The organism is Enterococcus sp. BWB1-3, assembly GCF_016745275.1.
Classification (GTDB): Bacteria; Bacillota; Bacilli; order Lactobacillales; family Enterococcaceae; genus Enterococcus_L.
The window spans coordinates 143,450-163,706 of the sequence record NZ_JADOEP010000001.1 but is presented as its reverse complement, the minus strand read 5'-3'; the positions used below and the strand labels follow the sequence as shown (position 1 = coordinate 163,706).

At 36.6% G+C, this 20,257-nt stretch carries 15 protein-coding genes and 1 other annotated feature; of the genes, 2 read left to right on the top strand and 13 right to left on the bottom strand.

Annotated elements, in window-relative coordinates; translation table 11 throughout:
• Window positions 1-677: 677 nt before the first annotated feature.
• From IW492_RS00820 to opp3b, 12 genes are all read right to left on the bottom strand, one after another.
• The gene (locus IW492_RS00820) at window positions 678-920 is read right to left on the bottom strand and encodes a hypothetical protein (RefSeq protein ID WP_202064197.1); all 243 of its coding nucleotides are present in this window, start codon (window positions 918-920) and stop codon (window positions 678-680) included.
• Complete coding sequence (locus IW492_RS00815; protein WP_202064196.1) at window positions 917-2,587, bottom strand: hypothetical protein; 1,671 nt, start codon at window positions 2,585-2,587, stop codon at window positions 917-919. The genes IW492_RS00820 and IW492_RS00815 overlap by 4 nt, the downstream gene beginning before the upstream one ends.
• A 274-nt stretch (window positions 2,588-2,861) precedes the next feature.
• Window positions 2,862-6,002 (bottom strand): adhesive domain-containing protein, encoded by a 3,141-nt coding sequence (locus IW492_RS00810; RefSeq protein ID WP_202064194.1) that lies wholly within the window; start codon window positions 6,000-6,002, stop codon window positions 2,862-2,864.
• Between the two features lie 823 nt (window positions 6,003-6,825).
• Window positions 6,826-7,683: an AraC family transcriptional regulator gene (locus IW492_RS00805; protein WP_202064193.1), complete on the bottom strand. Its 858-nt coding sequence runs from the start codon at window positions 7,681-7,683 to the stop codon at window positions 6,826-6,828.
• 1,534 nt (window positions 7,684-9,217) lie between these two features.
• On the bottom strand, window positions 9,218-9,577 hold the full coding sequence (rplT, locus tag IW492_RS00800) for a 50S ribosomal protein L20 (RefSeq protein ID WP_202064192.1): 360 nt from the start codon (window positions 9,575-9,577) through the stop codon (window positions 9,218-9,220).
• A 269-nt stretch (window positions 9,578-9,846) separates the two neighbouring features.
• The gene (gene rpmI, locus IW492_RS00795; protein ID WP_202064191.1) at window positions 9,847-10,047 is read right to left on the bottom strand and encodes a 50S ribosomal protein L35; all 201 of its coding nucleotides are present in this window, start codon (window positions 10,045-10,047) and stop codon (window positions 9,847-9,849) included.
• Window positions 10,048-10,107: 60 nt separating this feature from the next.
• Window positions 10,108-10,629, bottom strand: a complete 522-nt coding sequence (gene infC, locus IW492_RS00790) for a translation initiation factor IF-3 (RefSeq protein ID WP_202064190.1) — start codon at window positions 10,627-10,629, stop codon at window positions 10,108-10,110.
• A gap of 63 nt (window positions 10,630-10,692) precedes the next feature.
• Window positions 10,693-10,826, bottom strand: a sequence feature (ribosomal protein L20 leader region).
• Between the two features lie 542 nt (window positions 10,827-11,368).
• Window positions 11,369-12,472: an RNA-guided endonuclease TnpB family protein gene (locus tag IW492_RS00785; RefSeq protein WP_202064189.1), complete on the bottom strand. Its 1,104-nt coding sequence runs from the start codon at window positions 12,470-12,472 to the stop codon at window positions 11,369-11,371.
• A 487-nt stretch (window positions 12,473-12,959) separates the two neighbouring features.
• A complete protein-coding gene (locus tag IW492_RS00780; protein WP_202064188.1) occupies window positions 12,960-13,919 on the bottom strand; it encodes an ABC transporter ATP-binding protein in 960 nt (319 codons plus the stop codon).
• Window positions 13,919-14,983 (bottom strand): ABC transporter ATP-binding protein, encoded by a 1,065-nt coding sequence (locus IW492_RS00775; RefSeq protein WP_202064179.1) that lies wholly within the window; start codon window positions 14,981-14,983, stop codon window positions 13,919-13,921. Before IW492_RS00775 ends, IW492_RS00780 begins: the two co-directional genes overlap by 1 nt.
• 5 nt (window positions 14,984-14,988) lie before the next feature.
• A complete protein-coding gene (gene opp3C / locus IW492_RS00770) occupies window positions 14,989-16,041 on the bottom strand; it encodes an oligopeptide ABC transporter permease (RefSeq protein ID WP_202064177.1) in 1,053 nt (350 codons plus the stop codon).
• Entirely contained in the window at window positions 16,041-16,982 is a 942-nt protein-coding gene (gene opp3b / locus IW492_RS00765) for an oligopeptide ABC transporter permease (protein ID WP_202064175.1), read from the bottom strand. Before opp3b ends, opp3C begins: the two co-directional genes overlap by 1 nt.
• Window positions 16,983-17,069: 87 nt before the next feature.
• Between opp3b and IW492_RS00760 the strand changes: the two genes are divergently transcribed.
• Window positions 17,070-17,420 carry a DUF3899 domain-containing protein gene (locus tag IW492_RS00760; RefSeq protein ID WP_202064173.1) on the top strand — a complete coding sequence of 117 codons (351 nt, stop codon included), beginning with the start codon at window positions 17,070-17,072 and terminating at the stop codon, window positions 17,418-17,420.
• Between the two features lie 74 nt (window positions 17,421-17,494).
• On the opposite strand, the gene IW492_RS00755 is transcribed toward IW492_RS00760, so the two are convergent.
• Entirely contained in the window at window positions 17,495-19,177 is a 1,683-nt protein-coding gene (locus IW492_RS00755) for a peptide ABC transporter substrate-binding protein (RefSeq protein ID WP_202064171.1), read from the bottom strand.
• A 334-nt stretch (window positions 19,178-19,511) separates the two neighbouring features.
• Here IW492_RS00755 and IW492_RS00750 point away from each other — a divergent pair, with 334 nt between their 5' ends.
• Window positions 19,512-20,144 (top strand): pentapeptide repeat-containing protein, encoded by a 633-nt coding sequence (locus IW492_RS00750; RefSeq protein ID WP_202064169.1) that lies wholly within the window; start codon window positions 19,512-19,514, stop codon window positions 20,142-20,144.
• Window positions 20,145-20,257: the final 113 nt, after the last annotated feature.

Below are 20,257 nucleotides of genomic sequence, written 5' to 3'. Positions count from 1 at the left end.
AAATAATCATTTCTTAAATAGGGTTAATACGCTGCCCAAATTATAATAAAAGATAGTCTATAAAGGATATTCAATGATAGAAAATATTAACTTATATACTTCAATAATAAGACCGAACAGCTAGTGGGATGGTAGGCAAAGCTCCGATGGGGATAAATTTGTCAAAATTTATTCCAGAAACAAAGAGATAGCTTTATGCGAACGGCAATCTTTGAATGTGAAACATTCATCCAATAATTAGAGCAACTGTTCATTTATATTAGTGCATGTCTTAAGACTTTTTGCATAACTTACTCCTACGCTTCTTCACATGATCTGCTCCATACAAGATATACCAACGCTTTTCCAAGCAAACGCGTTTGTATCAAGAATCGAACAAGGTAAGACTCGTAGATACAAGGATTCCCCGCTTTTGTAGAAGTCTTTAGTGAAATGATATGCACAACTTCAATAAATATTCCTTGAAAGAAGCAAGCTTAATTAAATGTTGTACTACTTTACAGCTAGTTTGACTCCGGTTAAGGATGAACTTTTCCGAGTTACCCCTGTACTGGCTGTTTATCGAACTATAGGTATGAATAAGCTTTAATATTATCAACAGATCAGCTCTTAATTTTTTCAAACAAATTTGCCGTTTGAGTTTTCAAACCTGTTCAGAGTCTATTCTGAAAAAAGTATCACCAACGCCCTCTCTTAATTTTTTCCTTTTCTTTAAATCGTTTTGCATTTGCAGGAATACTTTTAGGCGAATTATCGGTATTTTTTTCCCAAGGATACAGTCCGTCTATATCCTTGGAATAATTTTTCAAAGAATCTGACAATCGCCCTTTCCTTCGTTTTCTGATCTTTTTTCTAATCAAAAAAGTATATGCTGCTAAAATAAAAAGAACCAGGAATCTTATTAGTCCATAGAATTTCATTCCTCTACACCTCCAAAGCGAAGTACTCGATAGTTAATCAAGCCTGATAAAAAGTGCTCTGCATCATCGATCCTCATTCTAAAACGATCATGTCTAGCAAAGAAACCGTATTGAATCTTTTCAGGCGACTGAAAAAACATGGCAAATTCAGGAAACATTGTTCCAGTAACTATTTCATGATATGCACGATAATCCATTACTTCAAAAATACGTTTTTTTCCTGCTGTAAATTCTTCAGCAGAAACCACTTCTCGTTGTTTATCATAATTATCTAACTTAAGCACCATTTTAGCTGCTGCAACTAATAGTTCCAGCATTGTCGGATAAGCGGTATCCCTATTTTCCATAAAATCAATTCTGCTTAAAGCATTTTTTAAGCCAAAGGTATAATACTCATTTTTCTGTTCATGTTTTAAAAATTCATTGACTGCGTAACTTAACCAATGATCATGATATTTTTCATAATTATTATCAACAAAATGCGTCATCATTCTCTGACAAATATTAAAAATTTCTTCCTCATTCATTAATTCATATGCCCTAAGCATGGAAAACAGAGCCTCACCATCATAATAAATGATTCTAAATCTATCTTTAACTTCAAGTAGTTTATCAAGAACATGAATCGTATCATCATTTTCGGTGATAAATCTTTTTTCTATCGTATGTGCAAGCGTACGCATCATGTTGAAAAATTGCGTATCACCAGTAATCTGTGTATATTTTGCCGAAGCAAGAATAGCCGTTGCCTGTGCACCAAGTTTATATTCGACAGTTGATCCAATTTGATCTTTGATTAAGCTGTCACCGTCAATTACGTCCAATAAATAGTCAAAGCCCCAAATTAAACCCTGATATGCTTTTTTAATCATTTCCTGATTATTCAAAAGTTCCCCAGCTTCAAATAGTGCATACAATGAAGAAAAGTGTCGAATTGCATTATAATTACGAATGTTTTTATCGTAACAAGGAAAATAGCCATATATAAATTTGCCATCCTCTTTTAATTGCTCCAACAAATAAGCAGCCCCTCTACGAATAACATCATCCAAAATTTCTTGAAAATTTTCTTCCTCTACTACTCTAAAGTGATTTCCAAAACCATAATCCTTCAGTTCAAAAATTTTATTCTCTTCAATAAAATATGCTTGTGTAGTAAAGGTGTATATTGATGATTTTTTTAGATAGTTTAATGAATAATCATCCACACGATATTTTCTCTTTACATATGATTTATAGTTTGAAATATCGATTCGTAAGTTAGGTAAATTTTGCCCGATTTTATGATTTTCATCTGGAACAAATAATGCGTTGGATGTGATCTCTTCTTTCAAAAAACATCTCTTTTTAAACCCCTCAACTCGGAAGCCAAAAGTTATATAATTATTACGCTTGATTTTACCAATTTTTTCAATCAGCTGCTCTAAAGTAGTTTTACTTTCTTCTATAATTAGATCAATACGTACATACTCATTTGTTTCTGGCAAAGCTCGATAAAATAAAAAAAGTTTTTCCCAGCTTTGCTTAAATGTTTTTCCATAAAATTCTTTGACATAGCAACGTTCAGAACGATTGCCATAACTTAAAATAAACGTGGTAGCTTGAAGCTCTGAATTTTGATGAGCTTCAAAAAGCTCTAACAATTGGTTTAATGTACCTGCAATCATAAATTAATTCATCCTTTACTTCTTTAAATAGAAAAAAAAAATGTGAAAAAAATTTTGTTTCAAAAAATATCAAACTATGTAAACATTGTTAAAATATAAAAATAAAGTGAACAAAAATCAATATCCTCATGAAATGGATACTATCCAACTTTTGGGCATCCTCTTGTTTCTAATCAAGTATTTTCTTCTAAAGTACATCGGTTAATTATTTTTATGAGCTGTGACATTATCAATATGACTAATACCACAGCTCATAAAATATTTTAAAAGTTAGTTATTTTTTTCTATTTTTTCTAGATTTCAAGAATCCTAGTCCGGAAAATCCACCTAGTAAGCTCCCAATTATAGACATTCCAACACCTGCATCCGTGCCGGTTTTAGGGAAAAATCCACTTTTTGCTCCAGAACCTGCTCTCCCATTAGTATGGGAAATTTTAAGATTGGTTCCATCTTTTGAATTGTCGTTAAAACGATTGCCAGAGCGGTTATCTTTATCGCCGTCGGAGTCGCCGTCGGAATCACCGTCTGAGTCGCCATCGGAATCGCCGTCTGAGTCACCGTCGGAATCACCATCGGAATCACCGTCTGAGTCACCGTCGGAATCCCCATCGGAATCACCGTCGGAATCGCCATCAGAATCGCCGTCTGAGTCGCCGTCGGAATCGCCGTCTGAGTCGCCGTCGGAATCGCCGTCGGAGTCGCCGTCTGAGTCACCGTCGGAATCCCCGTCTGAGTCACCGTCGGAATCCCCATCGGAATCCCCGTCTGAGTCACCATCAGAATCGCCGTCTGAGTCACCATCGGAATCCCCATCGGAATCCCCGTCTGAGTCACCGTCGGAATCCCCATCGGAATCTCCGTCGGAATCACCATCAGAATCGCCGTCTGAGTCGCCGTCGGAATCGCCGTCTGAGTCACCGTCGGAATCCCCATCGGAATCCCCGTCTGAGTCACCGTCGGAATCGCCGTCGGAATCCCCATCAGAATCACCGTCTGAGTCGCCGTCGGAATCTCCGTCTGAGTCGCCGTCGGAATCGCCATCGGAATCGCCGTCTGAGTCACCATCGGAATCGCCGTCTGAGTCACCGTCGGAATCGCCGTCTGAGTCACCGTCGGAATCGCCATCAGAATCGCCGTCTGAGTCGCCGTCGGAATCGCCGTCGGAATCACCGTCTGAGTCACCATCGGAATCGCCATCGGAGTCGCCGTCTGAGTCGCCGTCGGAATCTCCGTCCGAGTCTCCATCGGAATCGCCGTCTGAGTCGCCATCAGAGTCGCCGTCTGTTTCTTCATCTTCCGGAACTACTACATAGGCTGGAGGGCTAACATGATTTTTATCATCCTTGGAAACCACTGTTAATTCTTCTGATTGTTCTACCTTATCTGCTGGGATCTCCACCACATAATTACCATTTTCATCGGTTTGTCCGATTCCCACAACGTTACCATCAGGATCTGTAATTTCTATTATCACATTAGGATCTGCTTCACCTGTTACCGTGTATCCATCCACACTGTCTCCTGTAATTTCTGCTGTTGGTGTTTGTAAAGTAATATCTTCCGGAACAACTACTTTTGCAGGTGCACTTTCATTCCCTTTATCATCCTTGGCAACCACTGTTAATTCTTCTAATGGATTCACTTTATCTGCTGGGATCTCCACCACATAATTACCATTTTCATCGGTTTGTCCGATTCCCACAACATTACCATCAGGATCTGTAATTTCTATTATCACATTAGGATCTGCTTCACCTGTTACCGTGTATCCATCCACACTGTCTCCTGTAATTTCTGCTGTTGGTGTTTGTAAAGTAATATCTTCCGGAACAACTACTTTTGCAGGTGCACTCTCATTCCCTTTATCATCCTTGGCAACCACTGTTAATTCTTCTAATGGACTTACTTTATCTGCTGGGATCTCCACCACATAATTACCATTTTCATCAGTTTGTCCGATTCCCACAACATTACCATCAGGATCTGTAATTTCTATTGTCACATTCGGATCTGCTTCACCTGTTACCGTGTATCCATCCACACTGTCTCCTGTAATTTCTGCTGTTGGTGTTTGTAAAGTAATATCTTCTGGTACAACTACTTTTGCAGGTGCACTTTCATTCCCTTTATCATCCTTGGCAACCACTGTTAATTCTTCTAATGGACTTACTTTATCTGCTGGGATCTCCACCACATAATTACCATTTTCATCAGTTTGCCCGATTCTCACAACGTTACCATCAGGATCTGTAATTTCTATTGTCACATTAGGATCTGCTTCACCTGTTACCGTGTATCCATCCACACTGTTTCCTGAAATTTCTGCTGTTGGCGTTTGTAAAGTAATCTTGTTCTCATACCAAACAGAGGTTTTTCCATCACTGTTGATCACCCAATCCAGGTCAATCAAATTGTCTTTAACAACTGTTCCATTAAAAACAGCATTATAAGGAACTGTAGTATCAACTCCGTAACTTTCTAACCGCTCAAATGTAGGGTCAGTAATTAGCGTTGGAATATCTATAGAAGTATCGCCTAATAATACGCCGTCTCCAAATTCATTAGCAATATTTCCAGTCGTATTGACAACACCTATAGCAACATTAATGGCACTAACAAATGCAGCTTTTGGAGCAATCAAGGCGGCATTTATTGCTGCTGCTATTGTAGAAGAAAATATATTATTTCCAGTCGCCTGAAGACTGTTTGTAGCAGTTTTCAGATTTTCCAAAATAATATTAATACGTTGCGCAATAACTAACGCTAAACCATCATCAAATTGCGCTACTATTTCTTTTTCATTACTTGTCAAATACTCGTCTACATAAAAATCAGCTTGCCCAAACTGAGCTAAATTATTAAGTAAATCCAGTTGATTGTGAATTTCATCAACATTAAATGTGATACCTGTCATGCTGCCAAAACCACCATTAATAACATTTTCAGTAAATGAAAGGAATGTGTTGGCGGCACCAACCAAGGTTTGTATGAATCCTATCTGATCCATTCTTAATGTCACACTTGTATTAATATGTGCTTGCCCATTTGGAGAAACTAACCCAACTAATGGTTCTGGTATTGCTAGTACAGCAGCCTTATTACCAGATAGCGCTACCGAAGCTCCAGCTAATTCATTTCCGCTAATCGTAAAATTTACTTGCCTAGTTACTCCCTCTATAGGGTAAGGTGTTTCAAATGAAGTACCACTATTATTATTTGCAATTAAATTAGTAAATATTTCACCTTGAAGAGCAGCCGCTTCAACTGTCTGAGGTGCTACTAACAATGTTGCCGGTACTACTGCACTTGTCAAAAGAATCCCAGTTGTTGCAACATTCATCAAAACAGATTTTCTGCTTAACGAGCGTTTTCGACTTTTACTGTTAAATAATCTCTTATAATCTCTACTTTTCATTAAATATCACTTCTCTTTCAATTTTTTGATAGCAAACATTAAGGAAGCAAAAATATTATATTAGAACAATTTAACTTCCTTTACGAAACTAATTACCGATTATCATCTAATGAAAATACTAATTTTTGACAATAAAAAACAGATTGAAAAAACTAAAAAGAGAAATATACTCTCTATAATTTGTTTTTTAATCTGGATTTTTATTAGTATCAGTAGCATTCCTTATTCAAATTTTATTAAGAATAACTGTACTTGGGATCTATTAATAATCCAGCTATTCTAAAATCAGCTGACAGCTCCCCACTGCTACAATAAAAAATCTCTTAGCCCTATACTGTGCTTTTGTCTTTTATATTCGAAGTGGAAATCGTAGCTGTAATACATACTTACAACACTTCTCATTTTAAAATCACCCCCTTTGATACTTTCTTGCCTATTACCAAAAATACTTTGTACATTTTAACTCACATACCTAGATGTACACTTTATGTCTTTTTGATATCACATCCTTCTAATTTTATTAAAAGAATTTACGTGCCTAGATAAATCATTTCTTTTTGATACAGCTCCTTTTATTCAATAATTTGTTTATTTCAAGTTTACATCTATACCAATTATAATTTTGTTATTTCGTAACCTTTTTCACATAAACATAAAAAACAAATAAATCAGACTTAAAAATATCTTTAACGACTAAATGAATATATTTTTATCTATACTGAATAAAACACATCTGGATCAAAAATATATCAAGATCAGATTATGTGCTAAATTCTATGTATTCCAGTTAACAACTTCTTTAGTCAAAGATAACATGTAACAATCAGTCAAAGTTCTCATTTTTATTTTTTTTATTCCCAATATTTTTTTTTCTAAAATTTTGCGGTGTCATTTTGTAATAATTTTTAAAGTTTCGTATAAAGGATTTTGCATCATAAAATCCCAGCTGTATTGCAATATCTTTGATTTTTAAATCCGTTTCAAGCAATTGAAATTTAGCATCATTCAATCTCCTAAATAAAATGTATTTATATATGGTCATACCAAATACTGATTTGAACTCTTTTCTGATTTTTGACTCCGATAATTCTGAAAGAGAAAATAAATCATCCAGAGAGATATCCTCCAAATAATGAGAATCTATAAATTCTTTGATTACTTTAATATCTTTATCCATCATTTTCTTTTGAATCAATGATTCATCTCCTGCACTTTCTGTATCCTTTGATTTTGAATACATTTCATACAGAATCAGATTGAGATAGCCATATAGACCCATTTTTTTATTAATCAAATTTTGCTCATTATTGGCAACCTCAATAAAATCTTCAAAGAAGGTCGCAATTTTTTTTGAATTTGATTTTCCTAAATTAAACTTGCTATCCCTTCCCAAAAGCGAAAACATATACGACTTTACAAGAAAAATTGTAAGTACCACATTTTCTTTGCGATATTTTATTCTTGCTGAATGTGGTACTTCCGAGTTAACTACAATAAAATCACCTTTTTCCAGCGAGTAAATCCTATCTGAAATCTGAAAATAATCAATTTTTCCACTTTTGACATAATTAAGTTCTATTTCATTATGCCAGTGTGGCTCTATTCTCCCCCCAATCTCTTTTTGAATTAAGTATTTAAAATTAGCATCTACATTTGCTTCTACAAATTTATATTTGATCATTTTCTTCTCCCCTCAATCTTTACTTTTTAAAGCTGGTTTTCAAATGACAATCACCATTTTTTAACTTCCTACAACTATTTTTTCATTGAATATCCATCAAGCTTTCATCGTCTGTTTTTATATATACCAATTTTTTATAAAATCATAATATTTCTTCATATTTTGAGTCCCCCCTATATAATCCTTATTAAAATAACACTGTATCTATAGTATGTCTATTAATTGTTCTCTAAATATTTCTAACAATGCTTTTAAATAACGATCTATTACTATAAAAAAAATAGTGTTATTCAATTTATGCTTTTTTCATTAACAAACCTTAAAATGAATATTATTTTTTCAAAAACTGATAGTTTTAAATATAACGCGCTTTCTTTATTCTTTAATTCATCAATAAAGAACTTCTTGTTTATCAGATAAAAAAGTACTATTAAATTATATTTAGTTAGTTTTTTTCATCCCAAAATAAATATTTCAATTCTTTGTATTTCCAAATGAAAACTGTTGTTCATCTACATTTTTTATACTCTTTTAATTTTCCAGCAAATAATTGATGCTGTTTAGAAAGTAAAAGCTTCACAATGATTATATTTCTATTAATTCACATTTAAAGCATCTATAAATTGTTTAAAATAACGAAAAAAAATTTTTGATTTTATACATAAATTTCCAGAATTTAGTAGAAAAAGATGAAGAAGTATAGACCTTTCCTATATTAATTCTAAATTATTAACTTCATTTGATAGTGGATAACTCTTATTAATGCTTCCATATAGACATGCATGCGTAACAATCAATTAGTTTATAAAACTTGATTTTATTCCTCAAAAATAGCTTGTATACCTCAGTTATGTATACCTCTCTATTGGACTACTACTATTGCTCTAACTATAGAATCTCAAGAAAGCGCTTTCCGAATGAGGTTGTATTCATATTATGCTTTGATTAATTAAACAATAGGAGCACAAACAATACTTTGAATTTATCCAAAGAATAGGAATAGAAAAACCAAAGAGGCAAATCACAATAAAAAACATGTGATTTGCCCCTATTTTAATCAGAAATAAAATAAAAAAATACCCCTCTTTCTATGTTAACGTTGAATCATCACAAAACAACGGTTAAACAACGAGAGGAGCAACTTCACTTTATCATGAGATCAATTGATTTACATCTAGTAAAAGAAGAAGTGGTTGCTTTTTCAGAAAAAACTTGTCCTGGGATTTTCTAACCCACAGCAAAAATTCATTCAGAGTATGGTTTTTAGACTGGTAAAAGAACGGATATTCCTCGCTTCCTTTTATCAACCGGGTATTGGAAGAGTCCAACTAACTGAGTTCAATATTATCAGTTCCATTTTTGCAAGTTTTTTATTGGAATGATATAAGCACAATAGTCAAATAAATTAGTGATCATTCATTCCAGAAAAAGAAGTAATTAATCGCAAATACATATAAAGACTGGAACCCTGTTCATTCGATTTTTAAGGGGTGTGACAAACTATGTCACACCCCTTAAAAATTATATAGTTAAATTATTTATTTAAAGCACCTTTTGCTTGATCTGCTAATGCAGTAAATGCTGCTGCATCATTAACAGCCAAGTCAGCTAACATTTTGCGGTTGATGTCGATTTCAGCCAATTTCAAACCGTGCATCAATTTTGAGTAGCTTAAGCCATTCATACGAGCCGCTGCGTTGATACGAGCAATCCATAATTTACGGAAATCACGTTTTTTCTGACGACGATCTCTGTATGCATAACTGTAAGATTTCATTACTTGTTCTTTTGCTGTTTTGAATAAAGTATGTTTGGATCCGTAGTAGCCTTTCGCTAACTTAAGGATTTTTTTACGACGTTTACGGGTTACTGTTCCACCTTTAACACGTGCCATGTTGATTTCCTCCTAAATATCTATATCTCTTTGAATTTTTTTATTTTTCGTTACAAGAATCGGCCGCTCAAATAATTGCAGCCTTTCAAAATTTAAATTTTGAATGAAAGGAGTGAATTAATCGCAGACAACATCCTGGAAATAAATCGTAATATCTCAAAAATTTATAAAGTAATTTTTAGATATTTCTCAGAATTAACTGCTTTTGCTTCTACGATTCTCACTTTGTTACAACGCTCAAGTCACATAGAGATTATTACAATCTTCTATTATTTCATTCTCGCTAATTGTTGGCGAATACGTTTGAAATCGCCAGCTGATACCATTCTTGCTTTACGTAATTGACGACGTTGTTTTTTAGTTTTACCGTGGAAACGGTGACTTGTAAACGCGCGAAATCTTTTTAATCCGCCTTTACCAGTACGCTTGAAGCGTTTCGCTGATCCGCGGTGTGTTTTTTGTTTTGGCATGACTAATTTCCTCCTCAAAATCTTTTGTTCTAACGAACATATCCATTGATATTTCTCGAATTACTTGTCGTTTTTCGGTGCCAGCGTTAGAAACATGCTGCGTCCATCCATTTTCGCTTTCTGTTCCACTGTAGCAATATCTGCAGTTTCTTCAGCTAAACGATCAAGAACTTTTTGACCAATCTCTTTGTGGGTAATGGCACGGCCTTTGAAACGGATCGAAGCTTTCACTTTGTCTCCCTTTTCCAAAAACTTGCGTGCATTACGAAGTTTTGTGTTAAAGTCATTGACATCAATTGTCGGACTTAAACGAACTTCTTTTACGTTGATCACTTTTTGCTTCTTACGAGCTTCACGCTCTTTCTTCTGCTGTTCAAAACGGAACTTACCATGATCCATTATCCGTGCTACAGGTGGTTTTGCTCCTGGAGCAACAAGGACTAAGTCTAGGTTCGCAGCTTCAGCTATTTGTAGAGCTTCAGCTTTAGTCTTTACACCTAATTGTTCACCATCTTGTCCGATCAATCGTAACTCACGCGCACGAATGCCGTCGTTCACCATCATATCCTTTGCTATGGTCATTCACCTCCAAGTTTCTTAGAGAACATCAAGCAGAGTAATTGATCCGATTTTTCCTCTCATAAAAGAGTATAAAAAAAGCCGGTCCCATAAGAACCCGCGTTAGCTCACACTTATATCTTACTGATATAAGGAATCTACTTATCCGGCCCAGTGATATGCTCAACTTAGGCGAGAAGCGGGTGCTTCTGCTTTTATTTCTCAACTAAGATAGTATAAAACAAATTTGATTGTTTGTCAACATTTTAAATTTTTGAATTTATCCAAAATAAAAACTAATATGAAAAAAGAGAAGTCAATCTAAACAAATTCTTTATAACAAGGAACTGCCTATATTTTACCCTGAATTCTTCTGAACTGTATCAATCTAAACGATTTTGCTTCTCTTTTTCTAAAAATCTTTCTTTGAGTCTCTCCAAACCAAATCAACACTTCATTCGCGGCATGTTTTATGGCATTAGTAAAGTACAAATAGTGATTATTTCTAATATTATTCATGTTCTTGAGAGACCTTCTATTTTCAGAAAAACAAACGACTATGCAGAAGTTCCGCTTCTTTTTATCATTTTCAACTGCTTCGTTAAATAAAAAAGTCACCCTCACTGATTAGCCAAGGTGACGTATTTGTCCATTTAATAATTAGTGAACTGCATGTCTGAAATCAGAATGCTTCCTAGAAAGAGATAATTTGGATTATCTTATATGCCCTAGGCTATCCCTGTAGTCCCTACAGTTTTTATACTTACTTATTTTTTAATCCTTGAAGCAGCAGTTGAATACTGGCATCTGTTTCAGAATCTTCCTTTGCCAGTTCCAGATCAACATCACCAATTAGTCCATTCTTTAAGCTGACAGCCATCTTTTCATCACATTTTTTCAGCTTGATCAGCTGCTTGTCATGCCACGTCGCTTTATACTCCAGTTTAGAAACAAACAAAGCCCATGAGACATCGGAGACTCGCTTATTCAGTTTGTAGTTTCTGCAGAAGTCCTCCTTATGGGCATCTTCCACACAGATAACATCATAGGTATCAATCAGTTCTGTTGTTACTTTATTTAAGAAATCATGACGCTGATTCAAAAGTTTCTCCCTTAATTTAGCAACCTTCATTTTTTGCTTCTGGTAGTTTTTTTGATTCAGCAAATCCAATCCTTTTGTACCAGCCAAGTGTTTTTTTCTTGCCAGTTTCTTTTCCTCTCGTCGAATTCTCTGTTCTATTTCGTCAGTCAGCTGGTCATTATCTATTTTTTGACCATTTGATAAAACCGCAAATTCTGTCTGCCCAAGACTGATTCCCACAGCCCTATTTGTCTTTTCCTTGCAATGAATTTTTTCCTCACAAAGAAGAGAAACAAAATATTTACCGCTGGGAGTTTTGGAAATCGTTGCAGATTTAATTTTACCCTTTATCTCCCGATGTGCCTTAACTTTCACAAATGTTTTTAATTTCGGAATTTTCAAACAATTTAAACCGATAATCTTTATTGTTCCTCCCTGATTATTCGTCGTATAGGAGGTCACCGGATTTTTCCTGGATTTCAATTTGGGAAAACCAACATTTTTTCCCGTATAGTAATATTTTAACCCTCTTTCCAAATAGACCTGCGCATTTGCCAGCGCAAGGCTGTCGGCTTCCTTTAAAAAAGGATATTCTTTCTTATATTTTGCAGGAGTGGGAGGCTTTAAATGCAGATCGGGATTTTTTTTAGAAGCTCTGTACTGCATGATCCGATCCTGCAGCAATAAATTATGAACCAGACTGACACTGTAAAAATTTTTTTCAAAAAATTCAATTTGGGAAGGAGTTGGATAAAGTCTATATTTATAGGCCTTTAATACTTTCACCAATCCACCGCCCTGTATGAGCCAACGAATAAAGAACCCTTGGCGAATAGAAGACTTCCAACAAGTTGTTCCATATCCAGCCAGCTTATATTTTCTCTATTTTCATTTATACACCGAATATAATACAAAAGAGGTCGGGACAAAAGCGATCAGCTCCGAGAATCAAGAAAAAATATCCGAAAATTGTCAAGGAATACTATTCATAAAATGAATAGCTGTGAATGGATACCTTCCTGGAGCTGCTATTATTTTCAGGATCATTCGGCTTAATTCCGAAGGAGCTGCTTTTGTACCGCCATTTATTCGGGGTTAGATATGAAGAGAGTTTGAAACGTTATTTCTGTCCCAAACTCCTTTGTATGGCCAGTCAGAGAACTTAAAAGTCAGAATCATCCGATACTTTCTCTGACTGTATAACAACAAAATAATCATCCGAAAAATTTTGGAATCTCTCATCCTATTACTCAGTTTTAAAAAGCGCCACACCTCACTGATGTGCCTGTGCTTTTCTATTTTCAATTTTTTCATGATACATTTCAACTTCATCTTCTGAACAGTAAACATAGTGCTCTGGAGCCACTTCACGCAATTTGCGCTCTTTTCCATCTTCCGGCTGCGGTTTATAAATAATCCGTTTACGTGTACGTTCGTAGTCAGGGTCCGGCAACGGAATCGCAGAAAGTAAACTTTCTGTATAAGGATGAACACCGAAGTTATAGATATCATCACTTGAACCCATTTCAAGCAGTTTTCCGCTATGCATTACACCAATACGGTCACTGATATGTTTCACCATTGACAAGTCATGGGCAATAAACAAATAAGTTAAGCCTGACTCTTTCTGCAGATCCTGAAGCAGGTTTACAACCTGAGCCTGAATCGATACATCCAATGCAGAAATTGGCTCGTCACAAATAATAAATTTAGGATCAACTGCCAATGCGCGGGCAATTCCTATTCGCTGACGCTGTCCGCCAGAAAACTCATGAGGGTAACGAGATGCATGATTCGGATCAAGTCCAACTACTTTAAGCAATTCTTCAACCTTCGCTGTCCGCTCTTTATCATTATTTACCAGATGGTTAATATCTAATCCTTCAGCGATAATGTCATTTACTTTCATTCTAGGATTTAGAGAAGCATACGGATCTTGAAAAATCATTTGAACTTCCCGTCTAAACGCCTGCATCTTCTGTTTGGAGCGAATATCAGCGATATTTTCTCCATCAAAAATGATTTCTCCAGCTGTCGGATTGTACAGACGAATAACACTTCGTCCAGTTGTTGATTTCCCGCTGCCTGATTCGCCAACCAATCCAAATGTTTCACCTTCATAGATATGGAAACTAATGTCATCTACTGCTTTTACTTCATCTGGACGACCAACATTGAAATATTGCTTCAGCCCTTTAACATCTAAAAGTAATTTACGTTTTTCAACATTCATTAATTAGCTCCTCCTGTTTCTGAAAAATGATGACGTTCGTTATAAAGAGCCCAACGTCTTTGTATTTCTGCTGGAGGAGTTACTTTTGGTGCTTGCGGTGCTAAAAGCCATGTCGCAGCTTTATGCGTAGGAGAGACTTCAAAATATGGAGGAGCCTGCTCCGCATCAATTTTCAATGCAAATTCGTTTCTTGGATAGAAGGCATCCCCTTTGGGAGGATCCAGCAAATCGGGAGGAGAACCGGGAATCGCATAAAGTTTTTCCTCAGTCCCTTCCAAAGTCGGCATTGACCCCAACAGTCCCCATGTATATGGATGCTGCGGATTATAGAAGATTTCTTCTGAAGTCCCGACTTCGACAATACGACCACCATACATAACTGCCACACGATCAGCTACGTTGGCCACAACCCCTAAATCATGGGTAATGAAAATAATGGAGGTACTGATTTTTTGCTGCAAATCTTTCAGCAATTCCAGAATCTGCGCCTGAATTGTTACGTCCAACGCAGTCGTTGGTTCATCCGCAATCAGTATTTCTGGGTAACAAATCAAAGCGATCGCAATAACGATCCGCTGACGCTGACCGCCTGAAAATTGGTGAGGATAGTTCTTCAAACGCTTTTCAGCATTCGGAATCCCTACAAGCTTTAACAATTCCAGCGCCTGAGCCAATCCTTCGCTTTTTGAAACTTTATTGTGCTTAATCAGCGATTCGGCAACCTGTCTGCCAATCGGCATTGTCGGGTCTAAAGAAGTCATGGGATCCTGAAAGATCATCGCAATTTCTTTCCCACGAATCGTCTGCATTTCTTTTTCAGTCTTTTTAACGATGTCAGATCCTTTAAACAGAATCTCACCCTTATCGATATTCGCATTGTCACTTAACAGGCGCATGATTGTTCTAGTCGTTACAGACTTACCACTGCCTGATTCACCAACGATAGCCAGTGTCTCACCTTTATGAAGATCAAAGTTCACACCGCGAATGGCATTGACTTTTCCTGCGAATGTATCAAAAGATATGTGTAAATCTTTTACTTCCAATACTTTTTCCATAGTCATTCACTCTACTCTTTCATCTTAGGATCTAAGGCATCACGCAAACCGTCAGCCAGTAAATTGAAACAAATCATAATTACAGATAATGTTGCTGCTGGTATCCACATCAGGTATGGCAGGAATCTGAAGGTCTTATATCCTTCATTCAACAACGTACCTAGTGAAGCAGTCGGCGGTCTCAGACCTAAACCGATGAAACTCAGGAATGCTTCGAAGAAAATTGCTGCTGGAATACTGAACATCATTTGAACAATAATGACACTTGAAATATTAGGCAGGATATGTTTTACAGCGATCTTCAGACGGGATTCGCCCAAAGTCTGAGCAGCTAAAACAAATTCCTGATCCTTCAATTTCAAGGTCTGGGCTCGAACAATCCTGGCCATCGATATCCAGTTGGTCACGACCATGGCCAAAACAATTGAAAGAATACCTGGATCAAAGACAGTCAGCATCAAAATCATAACAACCAGATTGGGAATCCCGGAAAGAACTTCCAGAATACGCTGCATTACTGTATCAACACGACCGCCAAGCAATCCTGATATCAGTCCATAGGTTACCCCTATCGAAATATCCAGTACAGCTGCAATGAATGCAATCAACAGCGATACACGTGTTCCCATCAGCAAACGGCTCAGAACGTCACGTCCAAGTCCATCTGTTCCCAAATAAAAACGCAGATCATCTGGAACGTTTGCCTGTGCGTATTTATCTACAATCTGTCCTGCAACAACCGCTTTACCATTCAAGCCATTAATTCCATCCAAACCCGGAATTTTAGGCGGCAGGTTAATATACGAGATATTCTGCTTTGTCGGATCATGTGGAGATAACCAAATTGAACCAATAGAAATAATTACAATGACCACTAAAACAGCCATTGAAATAACCGCAGCTTTATTTTTCTTTAAACGGCGCCATGAATCTTGCAGGAAGCTCAAAGACGGCATTGCAATCCGTTCTCTCTCTTTAGTCGTCGAAGCATCAAGAAGCTGAAATTCATCAGCAGAAATATTTTTAATCGTATCTGGTACTTTATTCAAATTAATACTTTCCATTAGCTTCGGTCACCTCCTGAAACACGGATTCTCGGATCAACCAATCCATACAACAAATCGACAACAAGAATAACTATAACCAATAAAGTGGAGTAAAGTATCGTTACAGCCATAATTGTCGGATAGTCATTTGTCATGATTGATTTAACAAACTGCTCCCCGATTCCCGGGATAGCAAAGATATTTTCAACTACCAGTGAACCTGTCATCAAACCAACAGCCAAAGGTCCCAACAAAGTGATCAACGGGATCAAGCTATTTCTCAAACCGTGTCTGAATGCCACTTGCCAGCGGCTTAAACCTTTTGCTCGAGCCAGCTCTACATAATCACTGTGCAGCACCTCCACCATCTCGGTTCGAATGAATCTGGCTGAGTCTGCCATAGGACTCATCGCTAATGCGATTGTCGGTAAAATTGTTGAAGCAAATGTTTCCCATTTTGCAATAGGCAGTATACCCAATTTCATTGCAAACACATACTGCAGCAGCACGGCAAAGACAAAGTTGGGAATCGAACGCCCTAAAATTGCCATTAATGTTGCCAAAGTATCCACCCAGGTATTTTGGCGCATTGCTGCAATAATCCCCAGAAGTATACCTACAAATGTACCGAATAGAATCGCCTGTCCTCCTAATTGTACAGACGGACCGATACGATTAATCAAGAGTTTGGCTACCGGCTGATTTTTAAATTGGAACGAAATCCCAAAATCACCTACCAAAAGATTTTTTAGATAAATTCCGTATTGAACGATAACCGGTTTATCCAGCCCGGACTGCTTGTTCAACATGGCAATTGTTTCAGGACTAAGTTTTTCTTGGTTGGTATATGGAGTACCAGGTAATAATTGCATTAAGAAAAACGTAATCGTTGCGATTAACCACAATGTGATTATCATGAAGAAGACACGTTTAAGAAAATATTTCCCAAAACTGTTCAAGAATGACACCTCCGAAATTATTTTGACTTCAACAGCTGTTTTCGATAAAGTATAGACAATAAAACTAATATAGACAAGGATGACCTCATGAAAAAGTTAAAATGGTCTTTTACCACATTCGTTATTTCAAGTTTTTGCATTTTTATCTATCTGTTCCTGATAAAAAAATCAGTGACTATCCAATCAATATCAGATACATTCTTCATCGTTTCACTTTTCTTTCTCATTATCGGTATGGCCCTATGGATTATGTCCTCAGGATTTTTTGATAATTTTCAGTACTTCATGAAAAAAACGCTTCATCTGAGAAAGAAAAACGAACCGAAAGAATATATCCCATTTTCAGAAATCGGTAAAGCCCATCGGCTGTACTGGCTTACAACAGGGGGATGTTTACTGATTCCAGCTATTGTTTCTTTACTATTTTACTTTTTCTAAGCAAAGATAGCAAGAGGACCGTTGCCTTTTTAAGAAGACAAGGGTCCTTTTGCTATAAACGGCTCATTTCATTTTTATTCTGAAATGTATGTCCATTTGTAATCATATTGTGCTCCAGCAGGGTGGAACCCAACATCTTTTACTTTAGCTGCACGAAGGTGACCTTCTGCTTTTTGGTAAAGTGGAATGACACCCATTTCACCGACAATAATCTTCTCAGCATTTACCATGTCATCCCAGCGTTTTTCAGGATTGTTGGCATTTGTAGTAGAAGCTGATTTCAAATAATTGTCATATTCAGTATTTGAGTATTTACCACGGTTGTAAGAGTTGTCTGTGATAAACAAGTCCAGGAAGCTGCTTGGATCAGCATAGTCTGCTCCCCATCCGCCCATAACTACATCGAAGTCGCCTTTGTTTGAACGATCAAGACGTACAGAGAATGGTACAGGACTCAATGTCACAGTAACTCCGTCAAGAGTTTCCTGAATAGCACCTTGGATGTACTCAGTTACTTTCTTGGAAGAATCTGTATCAGAAGAAAGGATATCAAATTTCAGTGAATCAATATTCAATTCCTTCTTCGCTTTTTCCCAATACTCTTTTGCTTTGTCTGCATCGGCAACAATATCATCGCCTGCATCTTCAACAAAGTCAGCCCCAGTATCAGGGTTTTTAGACATATCAGCAGGTGTTAGTCCTTTAGGAGCTACTGAACCATCACCCAGAATTGAATTAACCAACGCTTCACGGTCGATAGAATAAGAAATTGCTTTTCTCAGATTTTCATTTTTAAATGGAGAATCATCATCAATCTGGTTCAACTCAAGATATTGAGTTGTTGCTTCTTTTTGGCTTACATATTCTGGATCGTTTGCCATTTGCTGTGCCAGCTCACCAGTTAAGATTACGTCATCTGTCTGTCCGTCCTGGAATAGGTTCAGTGAAGTTGGTGCTTCTTTAACAACACTTACTTGAACTTCTTCCAATTGAACTGTGTCAGCATCCCAGTAGTCTGCATTTTTCTTGTATGACCACTCAGTGTCAGTCCCCGGACCATCAAATCCGTCTAACACGAATGGACCGTTATAAACAGCATTTTCACTTGTTGCTGCATATTCTTTTCCATATTGCTCCACAATGTCTTTTCTTTGCGGGAAGAATGAAGGGAAGGCTAATAGGTAATCAAAATAAGGAGTAGCAGATTCTAAAGTAATTTTAAGTTCATAATCACTGACTGCTTCAATTCCCAATTCTTCTTTGTCTGCTTCACCATTTACAATCTTGTCGCCATTTTTAACTGGTGCAAACATGTAGCCGTATTCTGAAGCTGTTGCAGGATCAACGGTACGCTGCCAGCCAAAGACATAGTCTTCTGCTGTTACAGGTTCACCATCTGACCATTTTGATTCCTCATTCAGCTTCAATGTATAAACTAAACCGTCATCACTGACTTCTGCCAATTCTGCTGCTCCTGCTGGGATCGGTGTGTTATCCAGATCCAAACGATATAATCCTTCATACACATTGTTTAATGCAGTAAAGCTGATAACGTCTGTCGCTACAGATAAATCTGCACTTGGCATTTCCTGCTGCTCGATCACACGGTAGATTTGTTCTCCGCTGGCTGTTCCATTATTAGTTGAAGAACTTGCTGAATCATCAGTTGTTCCTCCACCGCCTCCACATGCTGCAAGCAAGAGTGTCGTACTAAGTAATGTTACTGCACCTAAAGTAAATGACTTCTTTAACTTCATCCCTTTTCCTCCTAAGAATAGTCGTCTTCATTTTTCAGAAAACTCAGAATTTAATAATTATTTATGCTATGGGTTATAGTTTACATTCTTAATATTAAAAAATCAAGAAAAATCTTATGCTATCTTAATAATCCCCCAAAGAAATTACTTCAAGAAAAATATTAATATCTCAAAGTCTTTGTTACACGGCACCTTCTAGGAAAATACTTAATAATTTATGCTGTGTATCCTCATTCTATTCTAAGAATCCTCATTTTTCATTTATGATTTCATAAAAATAAATCTCAGTGTTAGTATATAATGAGATAACTTTAATTAATGAAGGAGAATTTATATGAAAGAAAAAAAGAGAATTGTGCCTATTCTTCCTGCCGGGCTGACAGAGAATTCTCCAACTTTTGAAGACGAATCCATTATTGAAACAATTTACATAGAAAATCAGCGGGTAGACGGTGCAGATTTTCACCATTTATTTTTCAAGGAAAGTTATTTCAAAAGGCTCCAGATTTCTTCCGGCTTTCTTAAACAATTTGAATGCATAAATGTTATTTTTGAAAATTGCGATTTCTCAAACACTGAGTGGATTGGTGCCGGCTTTCATCAGGTAGAGTTCCGCCAATGCAAATTAACAGGTACAAATTTTGCAGAAAGCTATTTGAAGGACTGTCTTTTTACCGACTGTATGCTGGACTATTCTTCATTTGCTGCTTCAACAATGAAAGTTGTTCATTTTGCTGCTTCCAGTTTAAGACAAAGTGATTTCTCTGAGATTGACTGGCAATACCTTCGATTAACAGACTGCACATTAACACAAAGTCAGTGGTTCCACACACTGTTAAAGAATCTTGATCTTTCAAAAAATCAGTTTGATACGATAGCAGTGTCTCCAGAATTTATACATGGCGTAATTGTCAATGCAGAACAGGCTTTGATTCTTGCAGAGACACTTGGGATCATTGTAAAATAGGTCGGAACCAATTTGCTTTCCGCTTTTACAAATAAGAAGAAACAAGTACATTTGAATTTAATTTTTTCTTTAGAAATAGGAGAAAGAATTTTACTTACCTTTTCTTTTTAGAT

Coding starts and splice junctions, on each gene's coding strand:
- IW492_RS00820 (WP_202064197.1), bottom strand. CDS start 920: ATGAAATTCTATGGACTAATAAGATTCCTGGTTCTTTTTATTTTAGCA.
- IW492_RS00815 (WP_202064196.1), bottom strand. CDS start 2,587: ATGATTGCAGGTACATTAAACCAATTGTTAGAGCTTTTTGAAGCTCAT.
- IW492_RS00810 (WP_202064194.1), bottom strand. CDS start 6,002: ATGAAAAGTAGAGATTATAAGAGATTATTTAACAGTAAAAGTCGAAAA.
- IW492_RS00805 (WP_202064193.1), bottom strand. CDS start 7,683: ATGATCAAATATAAATTTGTAGAAGCAAATGTAGATGCTAATTTTAAA.
- rplT (WP_202064192.1), bottom strand. CDS start 9,577: ATGGCACGTGTTAAAGGTGGAACAGTAACCCGTAAACGTCGTAAAAAA.
- rpmI (WP_202064191.1), bottom strand. CDS start 10,047: ATGCCAAAACAAAAAACACACCGCGGATCAGCGAAACGCTTCAAGCGT.
- infC (WP_202064190.1), bottom strand. CDS start 10,629: ATGACCATAGCAAAGGATATGATGGTGAACGACGGCATTCGTGCGCGT.
- IW492_RS00780 (WP_202064188.1), bottom strand. CDS start 13,919: ATGAATGTTGAAAAACGTAAATTACTTTTAGATGTTAAAGGGCTGAAG.
- IW492_RS00775 (WP_202064179.1), bottom strand. CDS start 14,983: ATGACTATGGAAAAAGTATTGGAAGTAAAAGATTTACACATATCTTTT.
- opp3C (WP_202064177.1), bottom strand. CDS start 16,041: ATGGAAAGTATTAATTTGAATAAAGTACCAGATACGATTAAAAATATT.
- IW492_RS00760 (WP_202064173.1), top strand. CDS start 17,070: ATGAAAAAGTTAAAATGGTCTTTTACCACATTCGTTATTTCAAGTTTT.
- IW492_RS00755 (WP_202064171.1), bottom strand. CDS start 19,177: ATGAAGTTAAAGAAGTCATTTACTTTAGGTGCAGTAACATTACTTAGT.
- IW492_RS00750 (WP_202064169.1), top strand. CDS start 19,512: ATGAAAGAAAAAAAGAGAATTGTGCCTATTCTTCCTGCCGGGCTGACA.